This window comes from Streptomyces sp. NPDC090077, assembly GCF_044747545.1.
GTDB lineage: Bacteria > Actinomycetota > Actinomycetes > Streptomycetales > Streptomycetaceae > Streptomyces.
In genome coordinates this window covers 207943-233232 of record NZ_JBIVEG010000001.1, presented here as the reverse complement: position 1 = coordinate 233232, position 25290 = coordinate 207943, and the positions used below count along the sequence as shown (strand labels likewise).

At 75.8% G+C, this 25290-nt stretch carries 19 protein-coding genes; 4 read left to right on the top strand and 15 right to left on the bottom strand.

The genetic code is table 11. The annotated features are described in order from the left end of the window. Positions 1–7: 7 nt before the first annotated feature. The 13 genes from ACIPW5_RS01030 to ACIPW5_RS00970 form a co-directional block, all read right to left on the bottom strand. Positions 8–973 (bottom strand): glycosyltransferase family 2 protein, encoded by a 966-nt coding sequence (locus ACIPW5_RS01030; RefSeq protein ID WP_401238543.1) that lies wholly within the window; start codon positions 971–973, stop codon positions 8–10. Between the two features lie 45 nt (positions 974–1018). Further along, a complete protein-coding gene (locus tag ACIPW5_RS01025) occupies positions 1019–2398 on the bottom strand; it encodes an AMP-binding protein (protein ID WP_401238540.1) in 1380 nt (459 codons plus the stop codon). A 192-nt stretch (positions 2399–2590) separates the two neighbouring features. Then, the gene (locus ACIPW5_RS01020) at positions 2591–5146 is read right to left on the bottom strand and encodes an ABC transporter permease (RefSeq protein WP_401238537.1); all 2556 of its coding nucleotides are present in this window, start codon (positions 5144–5146) and stop codon (positions 2591–2593) included. 66 nt (positions 5147–5212) lie between these two features. Then, positions 5213–6004 carry an ABC transporter ATP-binding protein gene (locus ACIPW5_RS01015; RefSeq protein ID WP_401238534.1) on the bottom strand — a complete coding sequence of 264 codons (792 nt, stop codon included), beginning with the start codon at positions 6002–6004 and terminating at the stop codon, positions 5213–5215. Positions 6005–6206: 202 nt separating this feature from the next. Continuing rightward, entirely contained in the window at positions 6207–6884 is a 678-nt protein-coding gene (locus ACIPW5_RS01010) for a response regulator (protein ID WP_401238531.1), read from the bottom strand. Then, positions 6881–8557 (bottom strand): sensor histidine kinase, encoded by a 1677-nt coding sequence (locus ACIPW5_RS01005; protein ID WP_401238528.1) that lies wholly within the window; start codon positions 8555–8557, stop codon positions 6881–6883. Before ACIPW5_RS01005 ends, ACIPW5_RS01010 begins: the two co-directional genes overlap by 4 nt. A 93-nt stretch (positions 8558–8650) precedes the next feature. Continuing rightward, complete coding sequence (gene galK, locus ACIPW5_RS01000; RefSeq protein WP_401238525.1) at positions 8651–9814, bottom strand: galactokinase; 1164 nt, start codon at positions 9812–9814, stop codon at positions 8651–8653. Next, positions 9811–10839 carry a galactose-1-phosphate uridylyltransferase gene (galT, locus tag ACIPW5_RS00995; RefSeq protein WP_401238522.1) on the bottom strand — a complete coding sequence of 343 codons (1029 nt, stop codon included), beginning with the start codon at positions 10837–10839 and terminating at the stop codon, positions 9811–9813. Before galT ends, galK begins: the two co-directional genes overlap by 4 nt. A gap of 161 nt (positions 10840–11000) precedes the next feature. Further along, complete coding sequence (locus ACIPW5_RS00990; protein ID WP_401238519.1) at positions 11001–11699, bottom strand: M15 family metallopeptidase; 699 nt, start codon at positions 11697–11699, stop codon at positions 11001–11003. 9 nt (positions 11700–11708) lie between these two features. Next, on the bottom strand, positions 11709–14390 hold the full coding sequence (locus tag ACIPW5_RS00985; RefSeq protein ID WP_401238517.1) for a SpoIIE family protein phosphatase: 2682 nt from the start codon (positions 14388–14390) through the stop codon (positions 11709–11711). Between the two features lie 125 nt (positions 14391–14515). Next, on the bottom strand, positions 14516–16342 hold the full coding sequence (locus ACIPW5_RS00980) for a VanW family protein (protein ID WP_401238514.1): 1827 nt from the start codon (positions 16340–16342) through the stop codon (positions 14516–14518). A gap of 128 nt (positions 16343–16470) precedes the next feature. Next, entirely contained in the window at positions 16471–16833 is a 363-nt protein-coding gene (locus ACIPW5_RS00975; protein ID WP_401238511.1) for a DUF2809 domain-containing protein, read from the bottom strand. 38 nt (positions 16834–16871) lie between these two features. Next, entirely contained in the window at positions 16872–17282 is a 411-nt protein-coding gene (locus ACIPW5_RS00970) for a hypothetical protein (RefSeq protein WP_401238509.1), read from the bottom strand. A gap of 237 nt (positions 17283–17519) precedes the next feature. On the opposite strand from ACIPW5_RS00970, the gene helR reads away from it, so the two are divergent. Further along, the gene (helR, locus tag ACIPW5_RS00965) at positions 17520–19715 is read left to right on the top strand and encodes an RNA polymerase recycling motor ATPase HelR (RefSeq protein ID WP_401238506.1); all 2196 of its coding nucleotides are present in this window, start codon (positions 17520–17522) and stop codon (positions 19713–19715) included. On the opposite strand, the gene ACIPW5_RS00960 is transcribed toward helR, so the two are convergent. Then, the gene (locus ACIPW5_RS00960) at positions 19709–20956 is read right to left on the bottom strand and encodes an SUKH-4 family immunity protein (protein ID WP_401238504.1); all 1248 of its coding nucleotides are present in this window, start codon (positions 20954–20956) and stop codon (positions 19709–19711) included. The two genes, helR and ACIPW5_RS00960, sit on opposite strands and share 7 nt — an antisense overlap. Positions 20957–21167: 211 nt before the next feature. Here ACIPW5_RS00960 and ACIPW5_RS00955 point away from each other — a divergent pair, with 211 nt between their 5' ends. Genes ACIPW5_RS00955 through ACIPW5_RS00945 form a run of 3 tightly spaced genes read left to right on the top strand, consistent with a single transcriptional unit; the run spans position 21168 to position 24734 of the window. Then, positions 21168–21593: a hypothetical protein gene (locus ACIPW5_RS00955; protein ID WP_401238501.1), complete on the top strand. Its 426-nt coding sequence runs from the start codon at positions 21168–21170 to the stop codon at positions 21591–21593. Then, positions 21590–22588 carry a hypothetical protein gene (locus ACIPW5_RS00950; RefSeq protein WP_401238498.1) on the top strand — a complete coding sequence of 333 codons (999 nt, stop codon included), beginning with the start codon at positions 21590–21592 and terminating at the stop codon, positions 22586–22588. The genes ACIPW5_RS00955 and ACIPW5_RS00950 overlap by 4 nt, the downstream gene beginning before the upstream one ends. Before the next feature lie 10 nt (positions 22589–22598). Continuing rightward, positions 22599–24734: a hypothetical protein gene (locus ACIPW5_RS00945; protein ID WP_401238496.1), complete on the top strand. Its 2136-nt coding sequence runs from the start codon at positions 22599–22601 to the stop codon at positions 24732–24734. On the opposite strand, the gene ACIPW5_RS00940 is transcribed toward ACIPW5_RS00945, so the two are convergent. Further along, complete coding sequence (locus ACIPW5_RS00940; protein ID WP_401238494.1) at positions 24731–25282, bottom strand: hypothetical protein; 552 nt, start codon at positions 25280–25282, stop codon at positions 24731–24733. The genes ACIPW5_RS00945 and ACIPW5_RS00940 overlap by 4 nt on opposite strands. Positions 25283–25290: the final 8 nt, after the last annotated feature.

The following is a 25290-nucleotide window of genomic DNA, read 5'->3' as shown; positions in this document are numbered from 1 at the left end:
GCCCGGCCTACCGCTGTTCCCCGTCCGTGTCGCGGGCCACGAGGTAGGCGGGCCGGGCCTGCACCGCCGTGTAGATGCGGGCCACGTACTCGCCGAGCATCCCGACGCAGAAGAGCTGGACGGCGCCGAAGAACAGGACCGTGGTGATCAGGGAGGTCCAGCCGGGCAGGGTGTTCCCCGTGGCGTGGGCGACGAGGGTCCACAGGAGGAAGCCGAGGCACACGACGAGGCTGGCGGCACCGATCGCCGTGGCCAGGCGCAGCGGGACCGCCGAGAAGCTGGTGACGCTGTCCAGGGCGAGCAGGACCATCTTGTGCAGCGGGTACTTGGTGGTGCCCGCCACCCGCTCCCCGCGCTGGTAGGTGACCCGCCCGCCGGGGAAGCCCAGCCACGGGATGAGCAGCCGGTGGATCTGCCGCTGCTCCGGCAGGGACTTCAGGGTCTCCACCACCTGGCGCGACAGCAGCCGGAAGTCCCCGGCCTGCGCGGGTACGTGGGCACCGGCCAGACGGCGCATCAGCCAGTAGTAGCCGGCCGCCGTCCGGCGCTTGAAGCCGCTGTCGGCGGACCGGTCGGCCCGCACGCCGTACACGACGTCGAGCCCGTCCGCCCGCGCCAGTTCCAGCATCTGCGGGATGACCTCCGGCGGGTCCTGGAGGTCCGCGTCCATGCTGAGGACATAGGCGCCGCGGGCCCGGTGCAGCCCCGCCGTCAGGGCCGCCTGGTGCCCGCTGTTGCGCCGCAGGGTCACCACCCGGAGCCGGGGCCAGGCGCCGCGCAGCTCCTCCAGCACGCGGGGGGTCGCGTCGGTGGAGCCGTCGTCGACGGTGAGGACCTCGTACGGTTCCCCGAGCCCGTCCAGCACGGGCCGCAGCCGCGCCGCCAGCTCGGGCAGGGACTCCTCCTCGTTGAAGACGGGCACCACGATCGACAGGAAGACCGGTCCGCCGGGTGGGTCGCACACAGCACTCATGATGCGGGAGCCGCCCGGGCCCGGCACGTCCGGCCGCCGCGGCCGTCAGCCCGCCGGGGCGCCCCGGGCCGGAGCCCGGCCGGTCACCACCAGGTCCCCGTCCGCCGTCCGCCGGGCGCGGACCCCGGTGCGGAACCAGCCGTCCGGGGTGTGGGCGCGGGCGCCGTCCCCGGACGCCCGGTAGTGGCCGCGCGGGGTGTACGGGCCACGCGCCAGGAGCTCGCCGGGTTCGCCGTCCGGCACGTTCCGGCCGTCGGCGCCGACCAGGCGGATCTCGTCGTCGGGCGAGAGCGGGCGGCCCTGAGTGCCGAGCACCGTCTCGTCCGGGTCGGCGGGCCGGGTGAGCAGCACCGGCCCCCCGGCCAGCGCGAAGACCTGCTGCGGGCGCGCCCCCAGCACCGCTCCGAGCAGCTCGGCGGCCGCCCGGGGCAGGGGTGCGACGCCGGTCTGCACCAGACGCAGGCTGCTCACGTCGGCCCCGACCGACGGCAGCGCGTCGAGCCACGCCCCGACGGCCTCCGGCGTCAGCGAGGTGACGGTGACCCGCTCCCGCTCCACGAGCGGCAGGCACTCCGCGGGATCCGGTCCGTCGGCCAGGACCACGGTGCCGCCGGCGGTGAGCGTGCCGATGATGCCGGGGCAGCCGAGGGCGAGGACGGACGGGGCGGGCAGCGCGGCGAGGTACACGTCGTCCCGGGTGAGCGACACCAGCTCGGCGGCGGCCCGCGCCTGGTAGGCGTAGTCGTTGTGGGTGCGCGGGACGAGCACCGGCGCCCCGGCCCCGCCGTCCGCGCGGCCCTCGCCGAGCAGCAGGAAGGCCACCTGGGCGGCGTTCGGCGGGAGCGCCGGCTCGGGCGGGGCGTCGATGGAGCCCAGCGGGGCGTACTGACAGTTCGACGGGTCGGTCGTCATACCGCCGTACGGGGACTCGGTGCCCGGCGGCTCGTACGTGAACACCCGCCGCAGGAAAGGCCAGCGGGCGGCGGTGTCGGCGGCCATCGCCGTGTGGTCGACACCCCGGTACACCCCCGGGCCGACGTAGCCGACGGCCTGGGTGACCCGGACGAGCTCGGGCACCTCGGACACCGGGTGGGACACCGGGCACAGGACGGGCACCGCACCGGCGCGCATCAGCGCGAACACGGCGACGACGAACTCCGGCACGTTCGGCAGCTGGACCACGACCCGCATCCCGGGCCGGAGCCCGCGCAGCCGCAGCCCGGCGGCCATCCGGTCCACGCGCCGGTTCAGGTTCGCGTACGTGATCCGGGTCCCGCCGTGCACGAGCGCGGTCCGCGGCCCGTGCTCCACGGCCCACCCGCGCAGCAGGTTGTCCAGGGTGCTGCCGCCCCAGTGGCCCGCGGCCCAGTAGTGGTCGACGTACTCCTCCGGCCAGGGGGTGCAGCCGTCGAGGATGGATGCCATGGGATTCCTTCCGTGCCGGCTCCCGGACCGGACGCCGTGCGGGTCGTGTGTCGCGGTGACGGGCCCCGACCTCGGCATTCCAGTCGGTCGACACGCCCGCGGGCAATGCGCGTTCCCGACCATCGGCACCGGATCCGGTCAGCGGAAGATCCAAAACCCCACGCCCCGGCCGCCGGACCGGCCCCGGACCCCCTAGGCGTCCGCCACCGCGTGCAGCGGGGTGAGCGACGCGGCCCTGCGTGCCGGGAGAGCGGCCGCCGCGGCGCCGACGGCGAGGGAGAGCAGGACGACGAGGGCCAGGGTGCCCCAGGGGAGGGAGAAGGAGTACTGCGGGATGGCCCCGTTGGCCAGGCCGCTGACCTTCCAGGCTCCGAACAGCCCGCCCGCGAGCCCCAGCAGGGTGCCGTACGCGGCCACCGTGAGGGATTCCAGGCGGATCATGCGGCGGACGCCGGCGCGGTCCATGCCGAGGGCGCGCAGCACGCCGATCTCGCGGGTGCGTTCGGCGACCGACATCGCGAGCGTGTTGACCATGCCGAGGGCGGAGATGACCACGCCGATGGCGAGCAGCCCGAACACCAGGGTCATCAGGTCCCCGGCCGTTCCCGCCTGGTCCCGGACCAGCTGGGCACGGCTCTGGACCTTCAGCAGCGGGCTGTCGTCGACGGCCGCCCGCAGCCGCCCGCCGAGGCCGTCGGAGCCGGACACGAGGACCCGCTGGACGGAGTCGCGCAGGTAGCCGTACTGCTGGACCTCGCCGCGGTCGGCGAGCACGTCCTGCGCGGTGGGGTTGTCCTGGTACACCCCGACGACCGTGTACGTCCGGTGGCGGTCCTCCCCGGCACCGGGGCCGATGGCCGCCCGGACCCGGTCGCCGGTGCGGATCCGGTGCTCGCGGGCGAAGCCCGCGGAGACGGCGATCCGCCCCGGCCCGATGTCCTGCGCGGAACCGCCGGTGAAGCGGAGGCTCATGACGGCACCCACCGTCTGCGGGTCGACGCCCGAGACCTGCCCCGCCCCGGTGCCGACGGAGATGACCGAGTCCGCGACGGCGGAGGCGGTCCGGACGCCCGGGACGGCGGCGATCCGCCGGACGGCGGCCGCGTCGACGGCCGTGGTGGTGTTCCGGGTGCCGATGACGTAGTCGGCGCTCAGGCCCGCGGCCGCCTGGGAGTCCAGGGCCCGGCCGGAGGAGTGCTCGATGACGGCGAGCCCGGTCACCAGCGCCGTGCTGATCATCAGGGCGACGGCGGTGGCGGCGGTGCGCCGCGGGTCGCGCAGGGCGTTGTCCCGGGCGAGGCCGCCCGCCACGCCGAACCGGCCGGTGACCCGTCCGATGAGCCGCACCGCCGGACCCGCCAGCACCGGCGCCAGCACGATCAGCCCGGCGACGAGGACACCGCAGCCGAACATCGCGGTGCGCAGGTTCTCGTCCGAGGCGTTCTTCGCGCCGCCCAGGGAGAGCAGCAGACCGGCTCCCAGCAGGACCACGGCCGCGCCGACCGCCCCCCGGATCCGGGACAGCGTCGCGGAAGGCGGCTGCCCGGCGCTGCGCATCGCCTCGACGGGGGCGATCCGGGCGGCACGGCGGGACGGCAGCCAGGCGGCGAGGACGGTGACGCCGACGCCCACGGCGAGCGAGGCGAGGACGGGTACGGGGCCGATCACCAGCGGGCCCGCGGGCAGCAGGTCCTCCTCCGTGCCGAGCAGGCCGGGCAGCGCGGCGGCGACGCCGAGACCGAGACCGAACCCGATCACGGAGGCGACCAGCCCCACCAGCGCCGCCTCCGCGAGCACGGAGCGGACCACCTGGCGCCGGGTGGCGCCGATCGCACGCAGCAGCGCGATCTCCCGGGTCCGCCGGGTGATGAGCATGGTGAAGGTGTTGACGATGAGGAACGAGCCGATGAAGAGCGACACCACGGCGAAGACCAGCGGCAGCCGGGAGTAACTGCGGGTCCTGGTGTCGATGTAGACGGCCTGCTGGGCGGCCTTGGCGGCCGCGGTGGTGGCCTCGGCCCGGTCGGCGGGCAGCAGCGCGCCGACCCGCCGCGCGAGCTCGTACGCTTCGGTGCCGGGCGCGGCGGACAGGTCGATCCCGGTGTAGCGGCCCGGCGCGGCGAACAGCTCCTGGGCGGTGGCCCGGTCGAAGACCGCGAGGGTGCCGCCGGACGTGACCCGGGTGTCGCGGGTGGAGACGAGGCCGACCAGCCGCAGCTTCAGCACGGGGCCGTCGGAGGCCAGGGTGACGGTGTCGCCCAGGGAGTACCCGCCGGCCCGGGCGGTGCCCCGCTCCAGGGCCACTTCGCCCCGGTCGCGCGGGGCCCGGCCGGCCGTCAGCGGGTAGCGGTCGTCCTTGCCGCCGGGCCCGGGTACGTAGCCGGCGGCGAGCCTGCCCATCGGGTCGTCCGCCCGCATCGGCGTGCCGTCCTTCGCGGCCAGGGCCGCCGATCCGTCGACGGCGGGCCGGACCGCGGCGACCCCGGGTACGGCGGCCAGCCTGGCCGCGAGGGCGTCGTCGAGGACGCTCGCGCGTTCGCCGGCGGGGGCGCCGACGGGGTACTTGGGGTCGACCGTGACCGCGATCCCGGCGTAGTCCCGCGCCATGGAGGCGCGGTAGGCGGCCGTGGTGGAGTCGGCGAAGACGAGCGACCCCGAGATGAAGGCGACCCCGAGACAGACCGCGAGGACGGTCATGGCCAGGCGCGCCTTGTGGGCGAGGACGTTGCGCAGTGCTGTTCGCAGCATGAAGGGGCTTTCGGAAGGCTCGGCGGGAGGGAGGGGGCGGGAAGGAGGGGCGGGGGAGGAGCGCCGTCAGCTGCTGCGGCCCTGCGCCTCGAAGGCGAGCATCCGGTCCAGGACGGCGCCGGAGGTGGGTTCGCGCAGCTCGTCCACGAGGCGGCCGTCCGCGAGGAACACCACCCGGTCGGCATGGGCGGCGGCGACGGGATCGTGGGTGACCATCACCACCGTCCGGCCCAGCTCCCGCACCGAGTCGCGCAGGAAGCCGAGCACCTCCGCGCCGGAACGGGAGTCGAGGTTGCCGGTCGGCTCGTCGGCGAACACGATCTCGGGACGCGAGACCAGCGCGCGGGCCACGGCGACGCGCTGCTGCTGGCCCCCGGACAGCTCGGCCGGCCGGTGCGCCAGCCGGCCGCCGAGACCGACGGTGGCGACGACGGTGTCCGTCCACGCGGGGTCGGGCCGCCGTCCGGCGAGCCTCAGCGGCAGGGTGATGTTCTCCAGCGCGGTGAGGGTCGGCAGCAGGTTGAAGCCCTGGAAGACGAAGCCGACCTTCTCCCGCCGCAGCCGTGTCAGCCGGCGGTCGTCCAGCCCGGACAGCTCCACCCCGCCGATCTGCGCCGAACCGGACGTCACCGGGTCCAGACCGGCCATGCAGTGCATCAGCGTGGACTTGCCGGAGCCGGACGGCCCCATGACGGCCGTGAACCGGCCCCGCGCGAACTCCACCGACACCGCGTCCAGCGCGGTGACCCGCGTCCCGCCCCTCCCGTAGGTCTTGGTCAACGCCGTCGCGCGGGCCGCCGGCTCGTCGGGGGCCGGGGGCGTGGAGGGCGCGGGGGACGGGGGAAACGCGTGCGACATGGATGCTCCGCCTGAAGGACGACGGCCCGCGGAACATGCCGCGAGCCAGGGGGACACATCCATCCTCACGGCCCTGACCTGCACAGACATCGGTCTCAAGGTGCGATTCGGCCTCTGCCGAAAGGGCCGGTCGGCCCGGCCCGCCTCTGCCGGAGGGCAGAGGCCCCGGCCGCCCCGCTCCGCCCCGGGACGGAGAGCGGGCTCAGGAGGCCAGCCCCGCCCGGTGCGCCAGCAGCGCCGCCTGGACCCGGCTCGTCGAACCGGTCTTGTCCAGGATCGCCCCCACATGGGTCTTCACCGTGCCGGTCCCGATGCCGAGCCGCGCCGCGATCTCCTGGTTCGACAGTCCCTCGCCGAGCGCCGCGAGGACGTCCCGCTCACGGCCCGTCAGCCGGGCGATCCGCTCGTCCGCGGCCGCCCCGCCCGCCCCGGCCGGCTCGCGGGCCCCCAGCATTCGGGAGATCACCGCCCCGGTGACCCCCGGGGAGAGCACGGCGTCGCCCGCCGCGGCGGCCCGTACCGCGCTGATCAGCTCCTGCGGGCCCTCGTCCTTCAGCAGGAACCCGGCGGCGCCCTCCCGCAGCGCCCGCACCACGTTGTCGTCGTCGCCGAAGGTCGTCAGCATCACCACGCGGGGCGCCGGATCGAGCGCGAGCAGCGGAGCGATCGCCGCCAGGCCGTCGCACACCGGCATCCGGATGTCGACCAGCGCGACGTCCGGGTGGTGGACGGCGGCCAGTTCCACGGCCTGCCGCCCGTCCGCGGCCTCGGCGACGACCTCGATGCCGTCGGCGTGCCGCAGGATCAGGCGTACGCCGTGCCGGATCATCGTCTCGTCGTCGGCGAGCAGGACGCGGATCGGCCCGTCGGGCTCGGTCAAGGGGTCTCCCAGGGTGAGGCGTCCCGCACCGACGGGACGGTGAAACGGTCGACGGCGATCAGACGCTGTCCGGCGTCGAAGCAGTAGCGGGCCACCAGCAGGCCCCCCGGACGGATCTCGGTCGCGCCGTTGAACGGGTACGCGCAGCCGGCCGTCCCGGCGGGGCGCGGCGGCTCGTGCCCCGTGGCGGCGGCCCGGACCGCCTTGTTGTCCACCACGCCGAGCCCGGTGACCTCGTCGTACGTCATCCCGACCCGCGGCAGCGGGCGCGGCCCCGCGTCCGGCCGGGGCGCGCTGGCGTACACGAACGCGGTCGCCAGGACCATCAGCACGCACAGCGCCCCCAGCCCCAGCGCGAGGGTCAGCGTGTGGGCGGCCCCGCCCCCGACGCTGCCGGACTCCGCGCCGGACGAGGCCTCCGCACCCCGCGGCCCGGGGGTGTGCGGGACGACGGCGTCACCGGGCTCCGCCGGCAGGACGGCCTCCACCAGGAACCCGCCGGACGGCAGCGGTGCGGCCCCGAAGGCCCCGCCGAGCAGCTCCACGCGCTCCCGGAGGCCCGTGAGCCCGCGCCCGGTGCCCAGGCTCCCGGCGGGGACCGCCGGCCCGGCCGGCGCGCCGTTGCGCACGGTGATCCGTACCGCCTCCGCGTCGTGCGCGACCGCCACGGTGACGTGCGCGGAGGGGGCGTACCGGTGGACGTTGGTCAGGGCCTCGCGCACCACCCGGTGCGCCGCCCTGCGCACCGCCGCCGGGCGGGCGTCCAGGTCCGGCCCCGTCCAGTCGAGGCGCACGGCGACCCCGCCGCCCCGGGACTCGGCCACCAGCCCCTCCAGGTCGGCGCGGGTGCCCGTCGCGTCCGTGAGGACGTCCGGCCCGGCGTCCCGGCCCAGCGGCCCGAGCACGCCCAGGACCTGCCGCAGCTCGCGCATCGCGTCGCGGGTGGTCCGGCGCACCAGGACGGCCTCCTCGCGCAGCTCCGGAGCGGCCTTGCCGAGGGCCAGTTCCAGCCCGCCCGCGTGCAGCGAGATCAGGCTGAGCCGGTGCCCGAGCAGGTCGTGCATCTCGGCGGCGATCCGGGAGCGCTCGTGGGTGCGGGCCTCGCTGTCCGCGGCCCGGCGCGCCCGCTCCGCCGCGTCCCCGCGCTCCCGCAGGGCCCGCACCAGACGCCGCTGCTGCCCCTGCGCGGTACCCACCAGCCCCGGGACGATCACCGCCGTGGGGGCCAGGGCGAGCCCGAGCGCCAGCCCGTACGGCACGCGCCCCGTACCCACCAGGGGGGCGGCCGCCGTCGCGGTCGCCACCAGCAGGACCGCCGCGGCGGCCAGCAGCCGGGCGCGCCGGAGCGCGGACACGGTCCGCCGCGCCAGCGCGTACGCGGCCACCGCCGCGAGCGGACCGGCGCCGCTCGCCAGGCCGGTCAGCACCGCCAGGGCGAGCAGCACCGCCCCGGGGAACCGGCCGCGCAGCGGGAAGAGCAGGGCGCCGGCGGCGATCACCAGCAGCTGGAACGACGGATGCGGCGCGAGCCCGATCCCCGCGAGGGCCCCGAATACGCCGAGGCCCAGCAGCGTCGCCCCGGCGGTCGCCGCCGCGGTGCGGGCACGCCCGGCAGACAGGGCCCCGCGCGGGAAGCCGGGGCCGGGACGACGGATCAGGGGAGTGCGCACCACGCTGACCAGTATTGATGCCCGCGACGGCAGCGGCATGAGCCTCGCGGTGGATCCGTGCCTCTGCCGAAAGGCAGAGACGGCGGGTGAGGGGGCTCAGGCGATCCGGCGGGCCCCGGCCGACGGAACGGCGTCCAGCACCGCCGGCCGCGCGAACCCGGCCGCCGCGAAGGCCTCCGCCACGGCCCGCCCCACCGGAGCGGCCCGCCCGGCCGGGACCAGGGCGATCACGCAGCCGCCGAACCCGCCGCCGGTCATCCGCGCACCCAGCGCACCCGCGGCGACGGCGGCGTCCACCGCGAGGTCGGTCTCGGGACAGGAGACCCGGTAGTCGTCCCGGAGGGAGGCGTGCCCGGCGGTCAGCAGCGGCCCCAGGGCCTCCGGCTCCCCGGCCGCCAGGCTCCCGACGGCCCGGCCGACCCGGGCGTTCTCGGTGACCACGTGCCGCACCAGCGGGACCAGCTCGCCGGGGAGCCCCGCCAGCGCCCCCGCCAGTTCCTCCTCGGCGAGGTCGCGCAGGGCGGGCAGGCCCAGCAGGCCCGCCGCGCGCTCGCACCCCGCGCGCAGGGCGGCGTACGCCCCGTCGGCGAGGTCGTGCTTGACCCGGGTGTCCAGCACCAGCAGCGACAGCCCGTGGCCCGTGAGGTCGAACGGCACCTGCCGGACCGACGGACCCCGGCTGTCCAGGTACAGGGCGCTGCCCTCGGCGCAGCACAGCGCGGCCATCTGGTCCATGATCCCGCACGGCACGCCGGCGAAGGCGTTCTCCGCGTGCTGCGCCACCCGCGCCAGCTCCGGCCGTTCCAGCCGCAGCCCGTACAGCTCGTCACAGGCGAGGGCCACCGCGCATTCCAGGGCCGCGGACGAGGACAGCCCGGCCCCCGTCGGCACCGTGCTGTCCAGGTGCAGGTCGGCCCCGCCGACGGGCAGGCCCCGCTCGCGCAGCGCCCAGACCACCCCGGCGGGGTAGCGGGCCCAGCCGGCCACCGCGCCGGGGGCGAGGTCCGCGACCGCGAACTCGGCGACCCGGCCGTCGCCCTGGGCGCTGTGCACCCGCAGCAGGCCGTCACCGCGGCGGCGGGCGGCGAGCAGGGTGGTCTGCGGCAGGGCCATGGGCAGGGCGAAGCCGTCGTTGTAGTCGGTGTGCTCGCCGATCAGGTTGACCCGGCCCGGGGCGGCCCAGACGCCCTCCGGGGCGCGGCCGTGGACCCGCTCGAAGCCCTCGCGCACCCGCGCCGCCCCCGCCTGCCCGCCCGTCATCCCGCCTCCCGCAGCCGCCCGGCCGCCGCCTCCGGGGCCACGTCGTTCATGAACGCCTCCATGCCGGACTCCGTCCCGGCCAGGTACTTCAGCTTGTCGGCGGCCCGTCGGACGGTGAACAGCTCCAGGTGGAGGGCGAGTTCCCCGCCGCCGGCCGTCGGGGCCTGGTGCCAGGCCGAGACGTAGGGGGTGGGCTCGGCCAGCCCGAAGAGCCGGTCGAAGCGCCGCAGCAGGTCCAGGTACAGCCCGGGGAACTCGGCCCGCTCGGCCTCGGTGAGGCCGGTCAGGTCGGCCGTCCTGCGGTGCGGGTACAGGTGGACCTCGTACGGCCAGCGGGCGGCGTACGGGACGAAGGCCGTCCAGTGCTCCCCGGCGAGCACCACCCGCCCGGTGGCCGCCCGGGCCTCCGCGAGCAGGTCCTCGAAGAGGTTCCGCCCGGTGGCGGCCCGGTGGGCGGCCGCGGCGGCGAGGTGCTTGGCGGTGCGGGGCGTGGGGGTGGAGAAGGCGTAGATCTGGCCGTGCGGGTGGGGGAGGGTGACGCCGATCTCGGCGCCCCGGTTCTCGAAGCAGTACACCTGGTGGACGCCAGGGCGGGCCGAGAGTTCGGCGGTGCGGTCGGTCCAGGCGTCCAGGACCAGCCGGGCCCGCGCGGGGGTGAGGCCGGCGAAGCCGGAGTCGTGCTCCGGGGTGAAGCACACCACCTCGCACCGGCCGGCCGCGCCGGACAGGGACGGGAAACGGTTCTCGAAGACGGCCACCTCGTAGTCGGCGGCGGGGATCTCGCTCGGCCGGCCCTCGCGGGACGGGCACAGCGGGCAGGCGTCGGCGGGCGGCCGGTGGGTACGGGACTGCCGGTGGGCGGCGATGGCGACCCAGTCCCCGGTGGCCGGATCCCGGCGCAGTTCGGGCGAGCTCTCCACCGGATCGAGCCGCCGGAGGTCCACGGCCCCGCGGTCCCGGCCGGGGGCGCTGTCGTAGTAGACGAGCTCGCGTCCGTCCGCGAGGTGGGTGACGGTCCTGTGCACGTGCACGTCCTGTGGGTCGCGGAGTCCGGGGCAGCCGTCATCGGACGCGGGCCGGTCGGCGGCGCGGAGTCGATGATACGGCCGTCCGGGCGAGGATCACCCGTGCGGTACCGGCCGCACCGCGCCGGAATCCGGGTCGGGCTGGATCCGGAAGAGACGGCCTAGCGGCCGTCGGCCGAGAAGTGCTGGTAGTCCGGGGCCGACCACCAGTCGCCGCCCCAGTGCCAGCCGACCCGGCGGAAGGCCTCGACCAGCACGCCGTCCTCGGTGATCGTCCCGGGGCGGTCCGGGTCGCGGCGCAGGTGGGCCCGGCCCGCGGGCGGGTGCACCGTCCCGTGCCGGTCCACGTACGGGTTCTCCACCGGGTTGACGTCCACGGCGAGTCCCCACGAGTGCCGCGACCGCCTGGCCGGGTCCCCGGTCACCGGCCGGCAGTTGAAGGCCGAGGTGTTGTCGGCGGCCATGGCCGCGAGGTCGTCGCCGCCGTATTCGGCCGCCACGCGCATCCGCCGGATCGGGAAGCGGGCCGCCAGGGCCCGGCCGAAGACGTACAGCAGCGGCTCGACCGCGTCCTGGTGGACGACCAGCTCGCCCCGGTGGACCTTCCCGTCGAAGCCCCAGTGGTTCATCCGGACCAGCCGCAGCCGCTCCGCCGGCACCGGGCAGCCCTGCCGCAGGGTGGTCCCCAGCTTCTCCGCCGGCACCCGCGACACTTCCGCCGCGAGGGACCGTACCGGCACCCGGACCGGCTCGGGGGCGGAGGGAGCGCAGCCGGGCGCCGTGCCCGCGCACAGCACGGCGGCCGCGGTCAGGCAGGCGGACACGGGGCGGGTGGGGCGGGTGGGGCGCGGGGGGCGCACCCCGCCAGACTACGGTTCCAGGTCCCCGAAGGCGTCCAGGGAGAGGCCGCCCGAGGGACCCTGGAGGGCCTGCTCCGACCAGATGACCTTGCCCTCGGGGGTGTACCGGGTGCCCCAGTGCTCGCTGAGCTGCGCCACCAGGAACAGCCCGCGCCCGCCCTCGTCCGTGGTTGCCGCGTACCGCAGGTGCGGGGCGGTGCTGCTGCCGTCCCACACCTCGCAGGTCAGCGCGTGGTCGTGGAGCAGCCGGACCCGCACCGGCGGGTTGCCGTGCCGCAGGGCGTTGGTGATCAGCTCGCTGAGGATGAGCTCCGTGGTGAAGGCGAGCTCCTCCATGCCCCACTCGGCCAGCTTGGCGACGGCCAGGTTCCGCACGACGCCGACCCCGCTCGCCCGCGGCGGTACGTCCCACTGGGCGACCCGGTCGGGCCCCAGGGTCCGGGTCCTGGCGATGAGCAGGGCCACGTCGTCGGTCGGCCGGGACGGCAGCATGGCGTCGAGGACGGCGACGCAGCTCTCCTGCGGGTCCCGGTCCGGGTGGCTCAGCGCCTCCCGCAGCAGCTCCAGCCCCTCCTCGATGTCCCGGGTGCGCTGCTCCACCAGCCCGTCCGTGTACAGCACGAGCTGGCTGCCCTCCGCCAGCCGCAGCTCGCTCGTCTCGAACGGCATGCCGCCCAGCCCGAGCGGGGGTCCGGCCGGGAGGTCGACGATCTCCGTGGTGCCGTCCGGGGCGACCACCAGCGGCGGCAGGTGCCCGGCCCGTGACAGGGTGCAGCTGCGGGAGACGGGGTCGTACACGGCGTACAGGCAGGTCGCGCCGAGCACCCCGCCGGCTCCGTCCGCCTCGTCGGTGTCGTCCTCGTCCATGCGCTGCACGAGGTCGTCGAGACGGGCCAGGAGCTCGTCCGGCGGCAGGTCGAGGGAGGTGAAGTTGTGCACCGCCGTACGCAGCCGCCCCATCGTGGCCGCGGCGTGCAGCCCGTGGCCGACCACGTCGCCGACGACCAGGGCGACCCGGCCGCCCGGCATCGGGATCACGTCGAACCAGTCCCCGCCCACCCCGGAATGCGCGGGCAGGTAGCGGTGCGCGGCGTCCACGGCGCTCTGCTCGGGCAGGCCCCGGGGCAGCAGGCTGCGCTGGAGGGTGACGGCCAGCGTGTGCTCGCGGGTGTAGCGGCGGGCGTTGTCCATGGCCACGGCGGCCCGGGCGACCAGTTCCTCGGCGAGCGACACGTCGTCCTCGTCGAAGGGCTCGGGCTTCCCGGCCCGCCAGAAGTTGACCACGCCGAGGACCACGCCCCGGGCCTTGATCGGCGCCGCGATCAGGGAGTGGATCCCGTACTCGATGATCGCCCTGGTCCGCCGGGGGTCCTGGACGCGCCACCCCGGAGCCTCGGCCAGGTCGGTCACCAGCTCCGTCTTCCCGGTGTCGTAGCCGCGGGCCTGCGGGGTGCTGGGCTTGAACTCGATCAGCCGGCCGAGCGGGTACAGCGGGTGGTCCCGGCGGATGCCGCTGACCGCCGTGCGCCGCATGTCGGAGCCGGGGCCGGGCTCCTCGCCGTCGAGCACCGGGCTGGCCAGGTCGACGGTGACGAAGTCCGCGAACCGGGGCACGGCGACGTCGGCGAGCTCCTGGGCGGTCCGCTCCACGTCCAGGCTGGTCCCGATGTCGCCGGTGGCGTCGTACAGCAGCCGCAGGCGCTTGCGGGCCGCCTCGGCCCGGCCGGTGAGGACCTGCATGTCGGTGGAGTCGCGGATGGTGACGGCGGCGCCCTCGGGCCGTCCGCGGGGATGGGTGGGCCGCTGGTTGACGACGAGCAGCCGGTCCCCGGTCTCCAGCACCTCGTCGGTGGCCACCCGGCCCGAGAGCAGCAGGTCGGCCATCCGGGTGTCCAGCCCGGGCACCTCGTCGATCCGGCGGCCCTCGGCGTCCTCGGGCAGTCCGAGCAGCCGCTTGGCCTCGTCGTTCGCCAGGACCAGCCGGCCGTCCCCGTCCGTGATCAGCACCCCCTCGCGGACGGAGTGGAGCACCGCGTCGTGGTGCTCGTACATCCGGGTCATCTCCTGGGGGCCCAGCCCGCGGGTCTGCCGGCGCAGGCGGCGGCTGGTCAGGGCGGTTCCGGCGGTGGCCAGGGCCAGGCCGGTGGCCATGGCCAGCAGGATGACCGGGAGCTGGCGGTCGAAGGCTCCGCTGACGTTCTCCACGGTCAGGCCCGCGGACACCAGCCCGACGACCTTGCCGTCCGGCGCGGTGACGGGCACCACCGCCTGGATCTCCTTGCCGAGGGGCCCCTGCACGCTCTCGGTGTGGACCTTGCCGGCGAGGGAGGGCTCGATGGTGCCCACGAAGCGCTTGCCGATGCGGTCCGGCTGGGGATGGCTGTAGCGGATCCCGTTGGTGTCCATGACGACGATGAAGTCGACCCCGGCGGCCTTGCGGGTGACCTCGGCGAGCGGCTGCAGGGTGGCGGACGGATCCGCCGTCCGCAGCGACTCCTGGAGGTCGGGGGAGTGCGCGAAGGTCTCCGCGACGGCGACCGACCGGTTGCGCGCCTCACGGTCGACGTCGTGGCGGGACTGCAGGAGCAGCGCCAGGAGGGCACCGGCGGCGAGCAACACCACGATCGCCACCTGGAGGACGAAGACCTGTCCGGCGACGCTCTTGAATCCCTTGCTCAGGGGTGACCGCACCGAGTTGCCCGGTCCGGCTGGCGAGGAAGGGTCACGTCCCCAGTTGTAGCACCTGGGGCCCCTCCGGCGCCCGGCGGAACGCGCCGCGCGCGCCGCCGGGCGCGTCGGGCGGGCGCTCTTTCCCCCTACCGGCCCTGCGCCGCGGCCGCCTGGGCGGCCGCCGTCGGAGTGCCCGCCGTCGGGGTGCCGGGGGTCGGGGCGCCGCTCGGGGCCGTGCCGGGCGCGGTCTGCGGCGTGCAGGTGACCTCGTCGCGCGGGGTGTAGTGGGTGGCGTACTCCTCGTGCTTGACCTCCTGGCCGTTCTTGACGAACACCCGGCCGACGGTCACGTCGAAGCCCTCCAGGGGCGTCTGCACCTCGCACGCGGGGCCCGCGGCCTCGATCTTGGCGGGCGGCTTGACGTTGGTGCGGGGTCCCTTGGTCGCGCGGATCTCGTCGTACTTCTTCGTGCCGAGCAGGGTGATCGTCAGCGAGGTGTCCGTCGAGGTGGCCTTGACGTAGACCGGGTGCCCGGAGTCGTTGAGCCAGCGCAGGTCGAGGGTGCCCCAGGCGACGGTGGCCTCGCGGCCCTCGGGGTAGCGCTCGATGTAGAAGGAGTGCGCGCCGTGTTCGAGGGGCTTCAGGCCCGCGAAGAACATGGCGTTGTACATCGTCGTCGCCACCGCGGACACACCGCCGCCGGGCGACTTCACGTACCGGCCGTCGTTGATCATGATGCCGTCGACGAAGCCGTTCTGCTCGGTGCGCTCGCCGACCGTCCGGTTGAAGCTCCACTCCTTGCCGGGCATGACCACGGAGCCGTTGATCAGCTCCACGGCCCGCCCGATGTTCGTGGTCCGGTACGGGGCGGCCGGGAACTGCACGGTGAAGGAGGACATCCGCTCCTTGATGCCGAGGCGCTGCACCTCGGTGTCGGAGAGCTCCGGCTCGACGGCCTTGGTGGCCACCTCGGCGCTCCGGCCGGCACCCGAGCGGGTCAGCGCGGGCAGTACGGCCCGGCCGAGGGCCTCCCCGGTGACCTCCTGCCCGGCGCGGCTGCTCCGCGCGACCACCACGCGGCCGTCCGCGTCCACGTCGAGCGCGGCGTTGCGCGGCGTCCCGGCGGCCTCCGCCACGGGGCCGGCCACGGCCGGGTCGGCGAGCAGGCCCTCGGCGTCCAGGGCGGGCACCAGACGGCCGCCGGCGTCGGCGTTCATCTTCAGGTGCTCGCCCAGGACCGCGGGGCTCACGGTGATCCGGCTGCCGGCCACGCCGAGGGTGACGGGCCCGGACACGGCCGGCGCGGCGAACTCGCGCAGGGCCCGTCCGGTCTCGTCCGCGTCCACGCGGGGCTCGGTACGGGTGACGGGAAGGGTGACGGGCGTGCCGTCCGGGCGCGGCCGCAGGTAGGCCTCCCGGAGGGTGTCGAGGGTCCGGTCCCCGACCAGGCTGACGCCGGTGCGCGCGGGGACGACCGAGGGCTTGCCGCCCTCGAAGGATATGGACCCGTCCCGGACCGTCTGCGCGGTGCTCGCCACGAGCCGGTCGACGCCGGCCCGGGCCGCCTGCTCATCGGTGCGGACCACGGGCTCCACGTCCGGGTCGCCGGAGGCGAAGAGCCGGCCGATGACGGCGACCGGCCCGTAGCCGTCGCGGGAGGCGCGGTCGGCGGTCGCGGCGGCGTCCAGGGACAGTCCGACGGACGCCGGGGCGACCTGTTCGACGCGGTCCCCGATGCCCGCCGGGATCGAGGCGCCGGCCTGCGGGCCGAGCTCCCTGACCAGCACGTTCTGCGCCGCCGCACGGCTCATGCCGCCGATGTCGACGCCCCGGACCCGGGTGCCGTCGGCGATGTCGTCGCCCACGGCGAGCCCGGCGGCGTAGAGGCCGCCGAGGCCCAGCACGAGGGCGCCTCCCGCCAGCGGCAGCGCGATCCGCCAGTTCTTCCCCGTCCAGCTGCCCGCAGGTCGCACGGTTCTCCCTAGTGGCGCCGACCGGCCGCCGACGGCTCGCGGGCCGTGGCAGGGGGCGCTTAGACGACAGTTCCGGTCAACCATGATGAACCCGGAAGTGCGCTATTCGGGTGAGAAGGTAACCGTTCTCACAAATCGGGCAAAGGCCTCGGGGTGGTGTGCGGGCGGTGCGCCCGCCAGGCGGCCAGGACGAGCCCGCCCGCCCCCGCGCCCACGGCGTACCAGAGCAGGTCGGGCGCGTTGAAGGTGGACCCGAGGACCAGCCGGGCCACCGTGCTGCGCCGCGAGAGCTCCGCCGGAACGGCACTGAGCTGGAGGAACTCGACCGCCCAGCTGACGGCCAGCGCGGCGGCCGCCGCCCGCGGCGGCGCCAGCCGGGGCGCGGCCAGCACGACCAGCGCCAGCACCAGGACGGTGTACAGCGCGTCACCGCCGTACTTCGCCACGCTCCCGTCGGCCACCGCCCGCAGCCCCAGACCGGCCGCGGCCACCGCCACCGCCGCGGCCGCGGCGGTCAGCCGGACCCGGATCAGGACGCGTCCCCGCCCGCGTCGGCGAACAGGTGCGCCGGCGTCCCGTCCAGGACGAACCCGCTGTCGAAGCGCACGCGGACGGTCAGCAGGGGCCCCTGCTCCCGGTGGGCGGTCCACTCCGGCTCCAGGGCCGCGATCTGTTCCTCCAGCTGCCGCCGGCTCCCCGCCGGCATGGCGTGCCCGAAGGAATCGAAGAGCGACTTCAGGCGCAGGTACTCGCGGACCCCGTGGCTCTCCCCCCGCTCCTCCCGGACCACCCGCTCGACCGTCCCCGCGGTCCCGGCCGCCAGCGCGAGGAACCCGGCCACCGGCACCGGCGGGGCGCCGGAGCCGTCCGTCACGGCCAGTGCGTCGGCGAGCCCGATGTCGGCCGTCAGCGTCACCCGCCGGCCCTCCTGCAGCGTCATGGAACCTTCGTCTCCCGGGTCGGTGCCCGCTGGGTGGAGGCGGGTCGTCCACGCGGAGCGGCGGAAACAGCAAAGGCAAGGAGGTGAACCCACTCCTTGCCACTCTCAAGTTATAACGCACCGGGGGGCTTGCGGCAAGGCCCCGCCCGTACCGCAGAATCACCGGCCTGAGCCCAACACGGGCCGGACACACCGCAGTACACGGGTCGCGAACGACCCCGGAACGGAGCCGCACCAGTGCACCCGCTGACCACCAGCGTGTTCGACCTCCCCGACCGCCTCTCCGCCAAGGCCGACCCGAAGCTGGTCGCCGACGACGAACGGCACTTCGCCGCCATCGGGGAGAGCCTGGAACGGACGGCCGCCGAGGTCTCCGAGCGGCTCGATGCCGCCCGCAGGGCACCCGGCGGCATCGGCCGGGAGGCCATGGACCGGGACGCGGAGATCCACCGGCTCACCGCCCGCCTGCGCCTGCTGCGCCGGTTCGGCCTGGACCTGTGCCTCGGCCGCATCGTCCTCGCCGACGGCCGTGAACCCCTGTACGTCGGCCGGTTCGGCCTCACCGACAGCACGGGCCGCCGGCTCCTCGTCGACTGGCGCTCGCCCGCCGCCGAACCCTTCTTCGCGGCCACCCACGCCCACCCGATGGGCCTGGCGAGCCGCCGCAGGTACCGCTGGAACCACGGCCGGATCGGCGACTACTGGGACGAGGTGTTCACCGTCGACGCCCTGGAGGGCCACGCCGCGCTCGACGACCAGTCCGCCTTCATCGCGAGCCTCGCCGGCAGCCGCTCGTCCCGCATGCGGGACGTCCTCGGCACCATCCAGGCCGACCAGGACGCCATCATCCGCGCGGGCTCCCGCGGCGCCCTCGTCGTCGACGGCGGCCCGGGCACCGGGAAGACCGTGGTCGCCCTGCACCGCACCGCCCACCTCCTCTACGCCGACCCCCGCCTGGGCCACCGCAGGGGCGGCGTGCTCTTCGTCGGCCCGCACCGCCCCTACCTGTCCTACGTCGCCGACGTGCTGCCCAGCCTCGGCGAGGAGGGCGTCCAGACCTGCACCGTCCGGGACCTCGTCGCCGAAGGGGACGCGGCGCAGCCCGAGAGCGACCCGGAAGCGGCCCGGCTGAAGTCCTCCGCGGACTGGGTGAAGGCGATCGACGCGGCCGTCCGCTTCTACGAGGAGCCGCCCGCCACGGCGATGACCGTCACCACCGACTGGGCCGACGTCCGGCTGACCGCCGACGACTGGGCCACGGCGTTCGAGGCGGTCGAACCCGGCACCCCGCACAACGAGGCGCGCGAGCAGATCTGGGACGCACTGGTCGAGATCCTGCTCGACAAGCACCGCGACGAAGGCGACGAGGACGACGAGGACGGCCTCTCGCCCGCGCTGCTGAGCCGATCGCTGCGGCAGGACCGGGAGCTGGCCACCGCCCTCGACCGCGCCTGGCCCTCCCTCGAAGCCACCGACCTCGTCGCCGACCTGTGGACGGTCCCCGCCTACCTGCGCAGGTGCGCCCCCTGGCTCGGCCGCGAGGAGGTGCACGCGCTCCAGCGCGAGGACGCCGAACGCTGGACGGTCAGCGACCTGCCCCTGCTCGACGCCGCCCGGCGGCGGCTCGGCGACGCCCGGTCCTCCCTGCGCAAGCGCCGCCACGAGGCCGCCCTCGCCGCCGAACGCGAGCGGATGGCCGGCGTCATCGACAGCGTGGTCGCGGCCGACGCCGACGGCGAGGGCGCCGTGACGATGCTGCGCGGCAAGGACCTCCAGGACAGCCTGGTCGACGGGACGGTACCGCCCGCCGCCGACCGGGACCTGCTCGCGGGCCCGTTCGCGCACGTCGTCGTGGACGAGGCCCAGGAACTGACCGACGCCGAATGGCAGATGCTGCTGCAGCGCTGCCCCTCCCGCAGCTTCACCGTCGTCGGGGACCGGGCCCAGGCCCGCGACGGCTTCGCGGAATCCTGGCGGGAACGGCTCGAACGGATCGGGCTCGACCGGATCACCACGGCCGCCCTGAGCGTCAACTACCGCACCCCGCAAGAGGTGATGGCCGAAGCCGAACCGGTCGTCCGCGCCGCCCTCCCGGACGCCAATGTGCCCGCATCCGTCCGCAGCAGCGGCATCCCCGTCGTCCACGGGTCCGCCGCCGACCGGGACGCGGTCCTCGACGACTGGCTCGCCGCGCACCCGGAAGGCGTCGCCTGCGTCATCGGCGACCCCTCGTTCCGCGCCAGGCCCCGGGTCCGGTCGCTGACGCCGAGGCTGTCGAAGGGGCTGGAGTTCGACCTGGTCGTCCTCGTGGACCCGCAGCGGTTCGGCACGGGCGTGGCGGGCGCGGTCGACCGCTACGTCGCCATGACCAGGGCCACCCAGCGCCTCGTGGTCCTCACCGGAGCCGGCCGGGAGGACCCCGGGGCTCAGTAGCCCCAGACGCTGAGGTCGACGATGGCCGCGAACAGGTGCTCCCAGACGTCCCCGCCGGGCGTGGAGGGGTCCACGGAGAGCGGCTCCAGCGCGGCCGCCTCCCGCAGGAAGTCCCGCTTGCCGTCCTCGCCCGGGTACGGGCTCCAGCACGCGCCCATGAACCGGTACACCGCCTCCAGCAGCCGTACGAAGGTCTCCACGTCCCGGGCGAAGAGGAACGGGCCCTCGCCGTTGCGGACCATCCAGACCGCGCCGGTCTCCGGGTGGACGGACACCAGGCCGGTGTCCGCGTACCTCAGGTCGAAGGTGCCGAGCGGCAGCAGGCCGTTCTCGTCGGGCAGCACCTGCTGCGCGCCCTCCGCGGTCCACGCCAGGCGGAACGCGGCCACCCCCGCCGCCCACCACCGCGGCAGCCCGGCGGCCGCCAGCAGCTCCCGGGTGGGGGAGTGGACCAGCGCCGCGGGCTGCCGCCCGGGCTCCAGGCGCACGACCCCGTCGTCCCCGAAGGCCTCCGCCAGCCGTTCGGGGCCGAGCGGGGCCGCGGCGGGCGCCGGCCCCGCGAACCAGGGCCCGTCCGTCCCCCACCCGACGGCACCGGCGGACCCGTCGGCCGGCCGGCCGGTGTTCCGCTCGACGACCGCGATCCCGCGCTCCTCGGCGAACACGAACCGGCCCCCGCCGAGCGGCACGGGCTCCTCCCAGTTCTCCGGCCAGTACAGGACGGGCTCCTCCTCGTCGTCGAAGAAGACGTACTCCTCCCCGTCGCCCACGGCCTCGTACGGCCGCTCGGTGAACTCGCCCTCGGCCGGGGCCGGGACCGGCTCCCCGGTGGCGGGGTCGAACCAGCGCACGCCCACCCACAGCGCCTCGACCTTCAGCAGGGACCGGCCGTCCGGGGCCCGGTGGACCTCGACGTGCGCACCGCCGGACAGGTTCGGCTGGGCGCGGTAGGCCCCGACCGGACGCCACCAGGCCCAGACGGTCCGCCACGGCATGTCCGGAGCGGCCCCGTCGACCAGTCCGGCGTACGCCTCGTGCCCCAGCACCCGGGCCCCGAAGTACAGCCACGACGCGAACTCCGCCCGCGGCACCTCCGCCCCGTCGAGCACGGCGACCGCCTGCCCGAAGGCCTCGCGCCCCGCACCGCCGCCCCCGGCGGGCAGATCCCCGAGGGCGCCGGGCCCGGCCGCCAGCAGCGCGGCGGGGGAGGCGAACAGCGCGTCAAGATCGTCAGAAGTCATGGGCCCATGCTGCCACCCCCCACCGACACCCCTGACGCCCCGTACTGACGACCCCTTACCGGACGGCAGTACGAGCACCACGCCGCCCCGCGACCGCCGTCCGCACCGGATCCGCGGCAGTGGCGCCAACGTCCGGACACGCCCCGCCCCACCCCTGCATCATGTGGTCTTCACACCGGCCGGGAGCGGCCGCAGGGGGGAAGGACCACGCATGAGGACCGTCCGCGAGAAGCAGGCCGGCGACCTGCTGGTGTGGGTGCGCAGGGGCGGCTTCCCCGGCGAACTCCGCGAAGGCGACGCCGACTTCGCACGCCGTTTCCTGGGCACCGCGCCCCCCGGGGTGCGGGCCGTGGTCATCGCCCTCGGGGGCGGGGAGTTCCGCTGGGTGGACGCCGACGGGGACGAGGACGTCCTGCTGGAGGCCGACGACGAGGCGGAGGAGGACACCGCGGGCGGCTTCGCGCTGGGCACCGGCGACGGAGCCACCCTCCCCGGAGTGCCCGTCTCCTGGGACCTGCTGGAGTTCCGCTGCCCGCACGGGGACGCGACCGTGCTGGTCGCCCGCCACCCGGGCGTCCCGCCGGCCTGCCCGGCCCACCACCTGCCGCTGGAACCGTACGAGACCGACGGGCGGTGAGCGCCCCCGCCCAGCTCGCGACGGGCGTGACGCAGCTGACCGCCTCACGGTTCGCGCTCGTCAGCTACCTGCCCACGTACGCGGCCCTGCTGTACCTCGGGGCCCTCCTCGCGGCCCGCGCTCCCGGGGGAGGCATCGAACCGTCCCGGGCACTGTCCCGCCTGCACGGCCTGTCCGGGGCCGCCCTCATCGGCCTGGCCCTCGCAGCACTGCTCCTCGCCGTCCTCCTGCACCCCCTCCAGGCCCCGCTCGTCCGGCTGCTGGAGGGGTACTGGCCGCACCCGGCCCGCGCCGCCGCCCGCTGCGGGACCACCGTGCAGGAGCGCGCCCGCAACCGGCTGGCCCGGACGGCCGAGGCCGTCACCGCCCACCCCGCCGACGCCGAGCGGCAGCGGATGCTGGCGGCCGCCTGGCAGCTGGCGCGGAGCTACCCGCCGCCCCCGGTGCCCCTGCTGCCGACGGCACTCGGCAACGCCCTGCGCGCCGGGGAGGCGACGGCCGGCAGCGCGTACGGGGCTGACGCGGTGGTGTGGTGGCCCCGGCTCTACCCCCTGCTCGGCGAGCGGCTCCGGGCCGTCGTCGACGACCGGCGCGACCAGCTGGACCTGGCGTGCCGCCTCACCGTCACGGCGGGAGCCACCGCGCTGCTGAGCGTCCCCCTCGTCCTCGGCGGCGACGGCTGGTGGCCGGCGAGCCCGGCCGTCCTCCTGCTGGCGGCCCGGGTGGCCTACCGTGCGGCCCTGGCGGCGGCCCTCGGCTACGGCGAGGCCCTGTCGGCCGCCTTCGACCTGCACCGCTTCGACCTGCTGACCGCACTGCACCTGCCCCTGCCGGCCGACGCCGGTGCCGAACGGGCCCTCAACCGCCGGCTCACCCGCTACTGGGCCCAAGGGGTCCCGCTCACCGACCTCGCGTACGAGCACGGGCACGAGCCCGACCCGCTCGCACCACCCCCCGTACCGCCCGCCGCACCCGCCGAGGACGGCCCGCGCTGAAAGGCCCGCCATGTCCCGTGCCCGCCCCCGCCCCGGGTCCCGCCCCCGCCCCGGGTCCCGCTCCGGCCCCCAGTCCGCCGCCCGCGTCCTCGAGTTCAGCCGGGACTGGGCGGGGCTCTGCCGGGGCGGCCGCATCCTCGTCAGCATCGACCGGATCATCGACGGGGACTCGCTCACCGAGATCCTCGCGCACGAGTCCGTCCACGACGTCCTGCTCCGGACCACCCCGCTCGGCTGGACCCAGCTCGTCCTGAGCCCCTCCGCGATGGACCCCTGGCAGCCCGGACGGCTGCGCGACCGGTGCGCCCGGCTGCTCGCCGCCACCGTCCAGGCCTCCCGCTTCACCCAGGAGGCCGTGGCGACGTTCCTGCCCGGCCTCGACATCGAACCCGACGCCGTCGAGGCCTACCGGGCCCGCCACCCCCAGGCCTACCTCGACGCCGCCGACGCCCTGGAATGGCTGCGCACCCGCGACCTGCCCCCGGAAGCCCGCGAGCAGCTCGCCCTCCACCTGGGCCGGCTCGCCCTCGCCGTCCCCGTCCTGGAGGCGTGGCAGCCCCGGCGGCTGCACCGGCCCAAGCAGGCCGAGCAGTGGTTCCGCATCCCCCGCAACCGGCCGGACCGCCGCTTCCCCGCCCTGTGCCGGGCCCTGCGGGACCAGCCCGACCGGGCCCTGCGCCGCGCGGCGCACGCCGGAGCCGAGGAGACCGCCCGCCTCCTCGCCCACGTACGCCTCGACGGGGAACCCCTCGCCTACGGCCGGCTGCCCGACGGCGTCCCGACCACCGAGTGGCTGGAGGGACTCGTGGAGAACGTGATCGGGCCGCTGGTCGGCGACACCGCACTGCCCGAGGCGGAACGGGACTTCCTCGCCGGCATCTGGGCCGCCCCCGCGGTCAGCATGCCCGGCCTGCACCCGGCCCTGCTGTCCGTGGTCCTCACCCAGACCACCAGCACGAAGGGCCGGATCGACGTCGACCCCCCGACCGACGAACTCCACGGCTACCCCCTGGTCGAGGTGCTGCACAACGCGCTGCCCACCCGGGTTCCCGGCGTGGAACCCGTCGGCCGGGAACCGATGTGGCTCCACGAGGGCGACACGGCCCTCTGGTTCGTCTCGCCCTGGCAGGACCAGCGGGCCTGCCACCTGTCCCCGGCCTGGCTCCACGAATGGCTCGGCGAACTCGACGAGGACACGACCCTGTGCACGCGCGACGGCGGAGACCTCGCCGGAGTGCTGCTCGGCGACCGCGCACTCGCCGCGCGGCGGCGCGTCGTCCTGCTCACGCACCGGACCCCGCACCGCGCCCTGCTGGTCGAACTGCCGGTGCTGGGCCTGGACGCGGAACGCGGCCCGGTCACCATGATGCTGGCGCACTCCGAACTCGACGGCGTGGCCTACCTCATGCTGCGGCCCGAGGGCTCCTCGCCCGTCCTCGTCGTCCCGACCGCCCTGGTCACCGCCGAACGCGCCGCGCACGCACTGCTGGAGCGGCGCGACGGGGTCCGCTTCCGCCTCGTGACCGCACCCGAGGACTTCTACACCTCCGCCGCGATGCTCCGGGACGTCATGCGGGTGCTGCACCACTTCGAAGCCAGGCCCTGGCCGGACACCCTGGCGCCGCAGCCGCCCGCCGTCCCGCGCGAGAGCACCCGCCGCCGGGCCGAAGCGGACCTGGACCCCGCCGTACTGCGGATGACCGAGGCGCAGGCGGCGTTCGGACGGCGCCCCACCCCGGAGCGGTTCGCCGCCCTGGCGGCCGCCGCCGAGGGCGTACTGGCCGCCCCCTCGTTCCCGCACATCTCGCTGGGCTGGCGGATCAGGCTGCGCCAGGACGTGGCCGAGGCCCTCTACGGCGGCTTCCTGGAGCTGGAGGACCCCGCCGTGCTGCGCAGGGTGGTCGAGATCCAGCAGGAACTCCTCGCGCTGCTGCCCGAGGACGCCCGGGAGCGGCCCGCCCAACTGCGGACCCTGGCCCTCCTGTCGCTCTGCCTGCGCCGCGCGACCGGTGAGGCCTCACCGCAGGAGAAGGTGCTGGAGGCGATGCTGGTGGCGTCGGCGACCGGCGCACCGGTGCGCAGCCCCTTCGACCCGGCCGTCCTCCGCCGTCCCCCCGCACCCCGGCCCCGGCGGGAATCCCCCTAGGACGCCGACCGGGAGCCGAGCGCGCCGGGCGTCTTCGGGATCCACGACGGCACGGCCGTGACCGCCGCGGGGTCCGCCTCGTCCATGTACACGTACCAGTCGCGGTCCTCGCCCCCCATGCCCGAGCGGACGTCGATCTGCTTGATCTGGCCGGTCGAGTGGAAGTACAGGACGACGCTCTGCCGCTTGGACCCCTCGTCGTAGAACTCGGCCGTGACCTTTCCCCGGGCGCCCGCGCCGAAGGCGGAGATCCAGTTCCGCGCCGTCGCCTCCGGGGCGCTGTGCGTGGTGCCCGGAGCGGCGAGGGCGGCCAGTTCCTCCGTGTCCCCGTCGGCCGTACGCCAGACGACCTCCTGCGCGGTCCGCAGCGTGCCCGCCGACGGGTACCCGAGCACGGCCAGCGGCTCGTGGCCGCCGTAGTCCCCGGCGTAGCGGACCTCGGCCTCGCCCGGCAGGTCCGCACACCCCGCCAGTACGCCGGCCACCGCGACGGTCGCGGCCGCCCGCCCGGCCCGCCGATACGGCTCCCACCTGCTGCTCCCGTGCATCCGGCCAC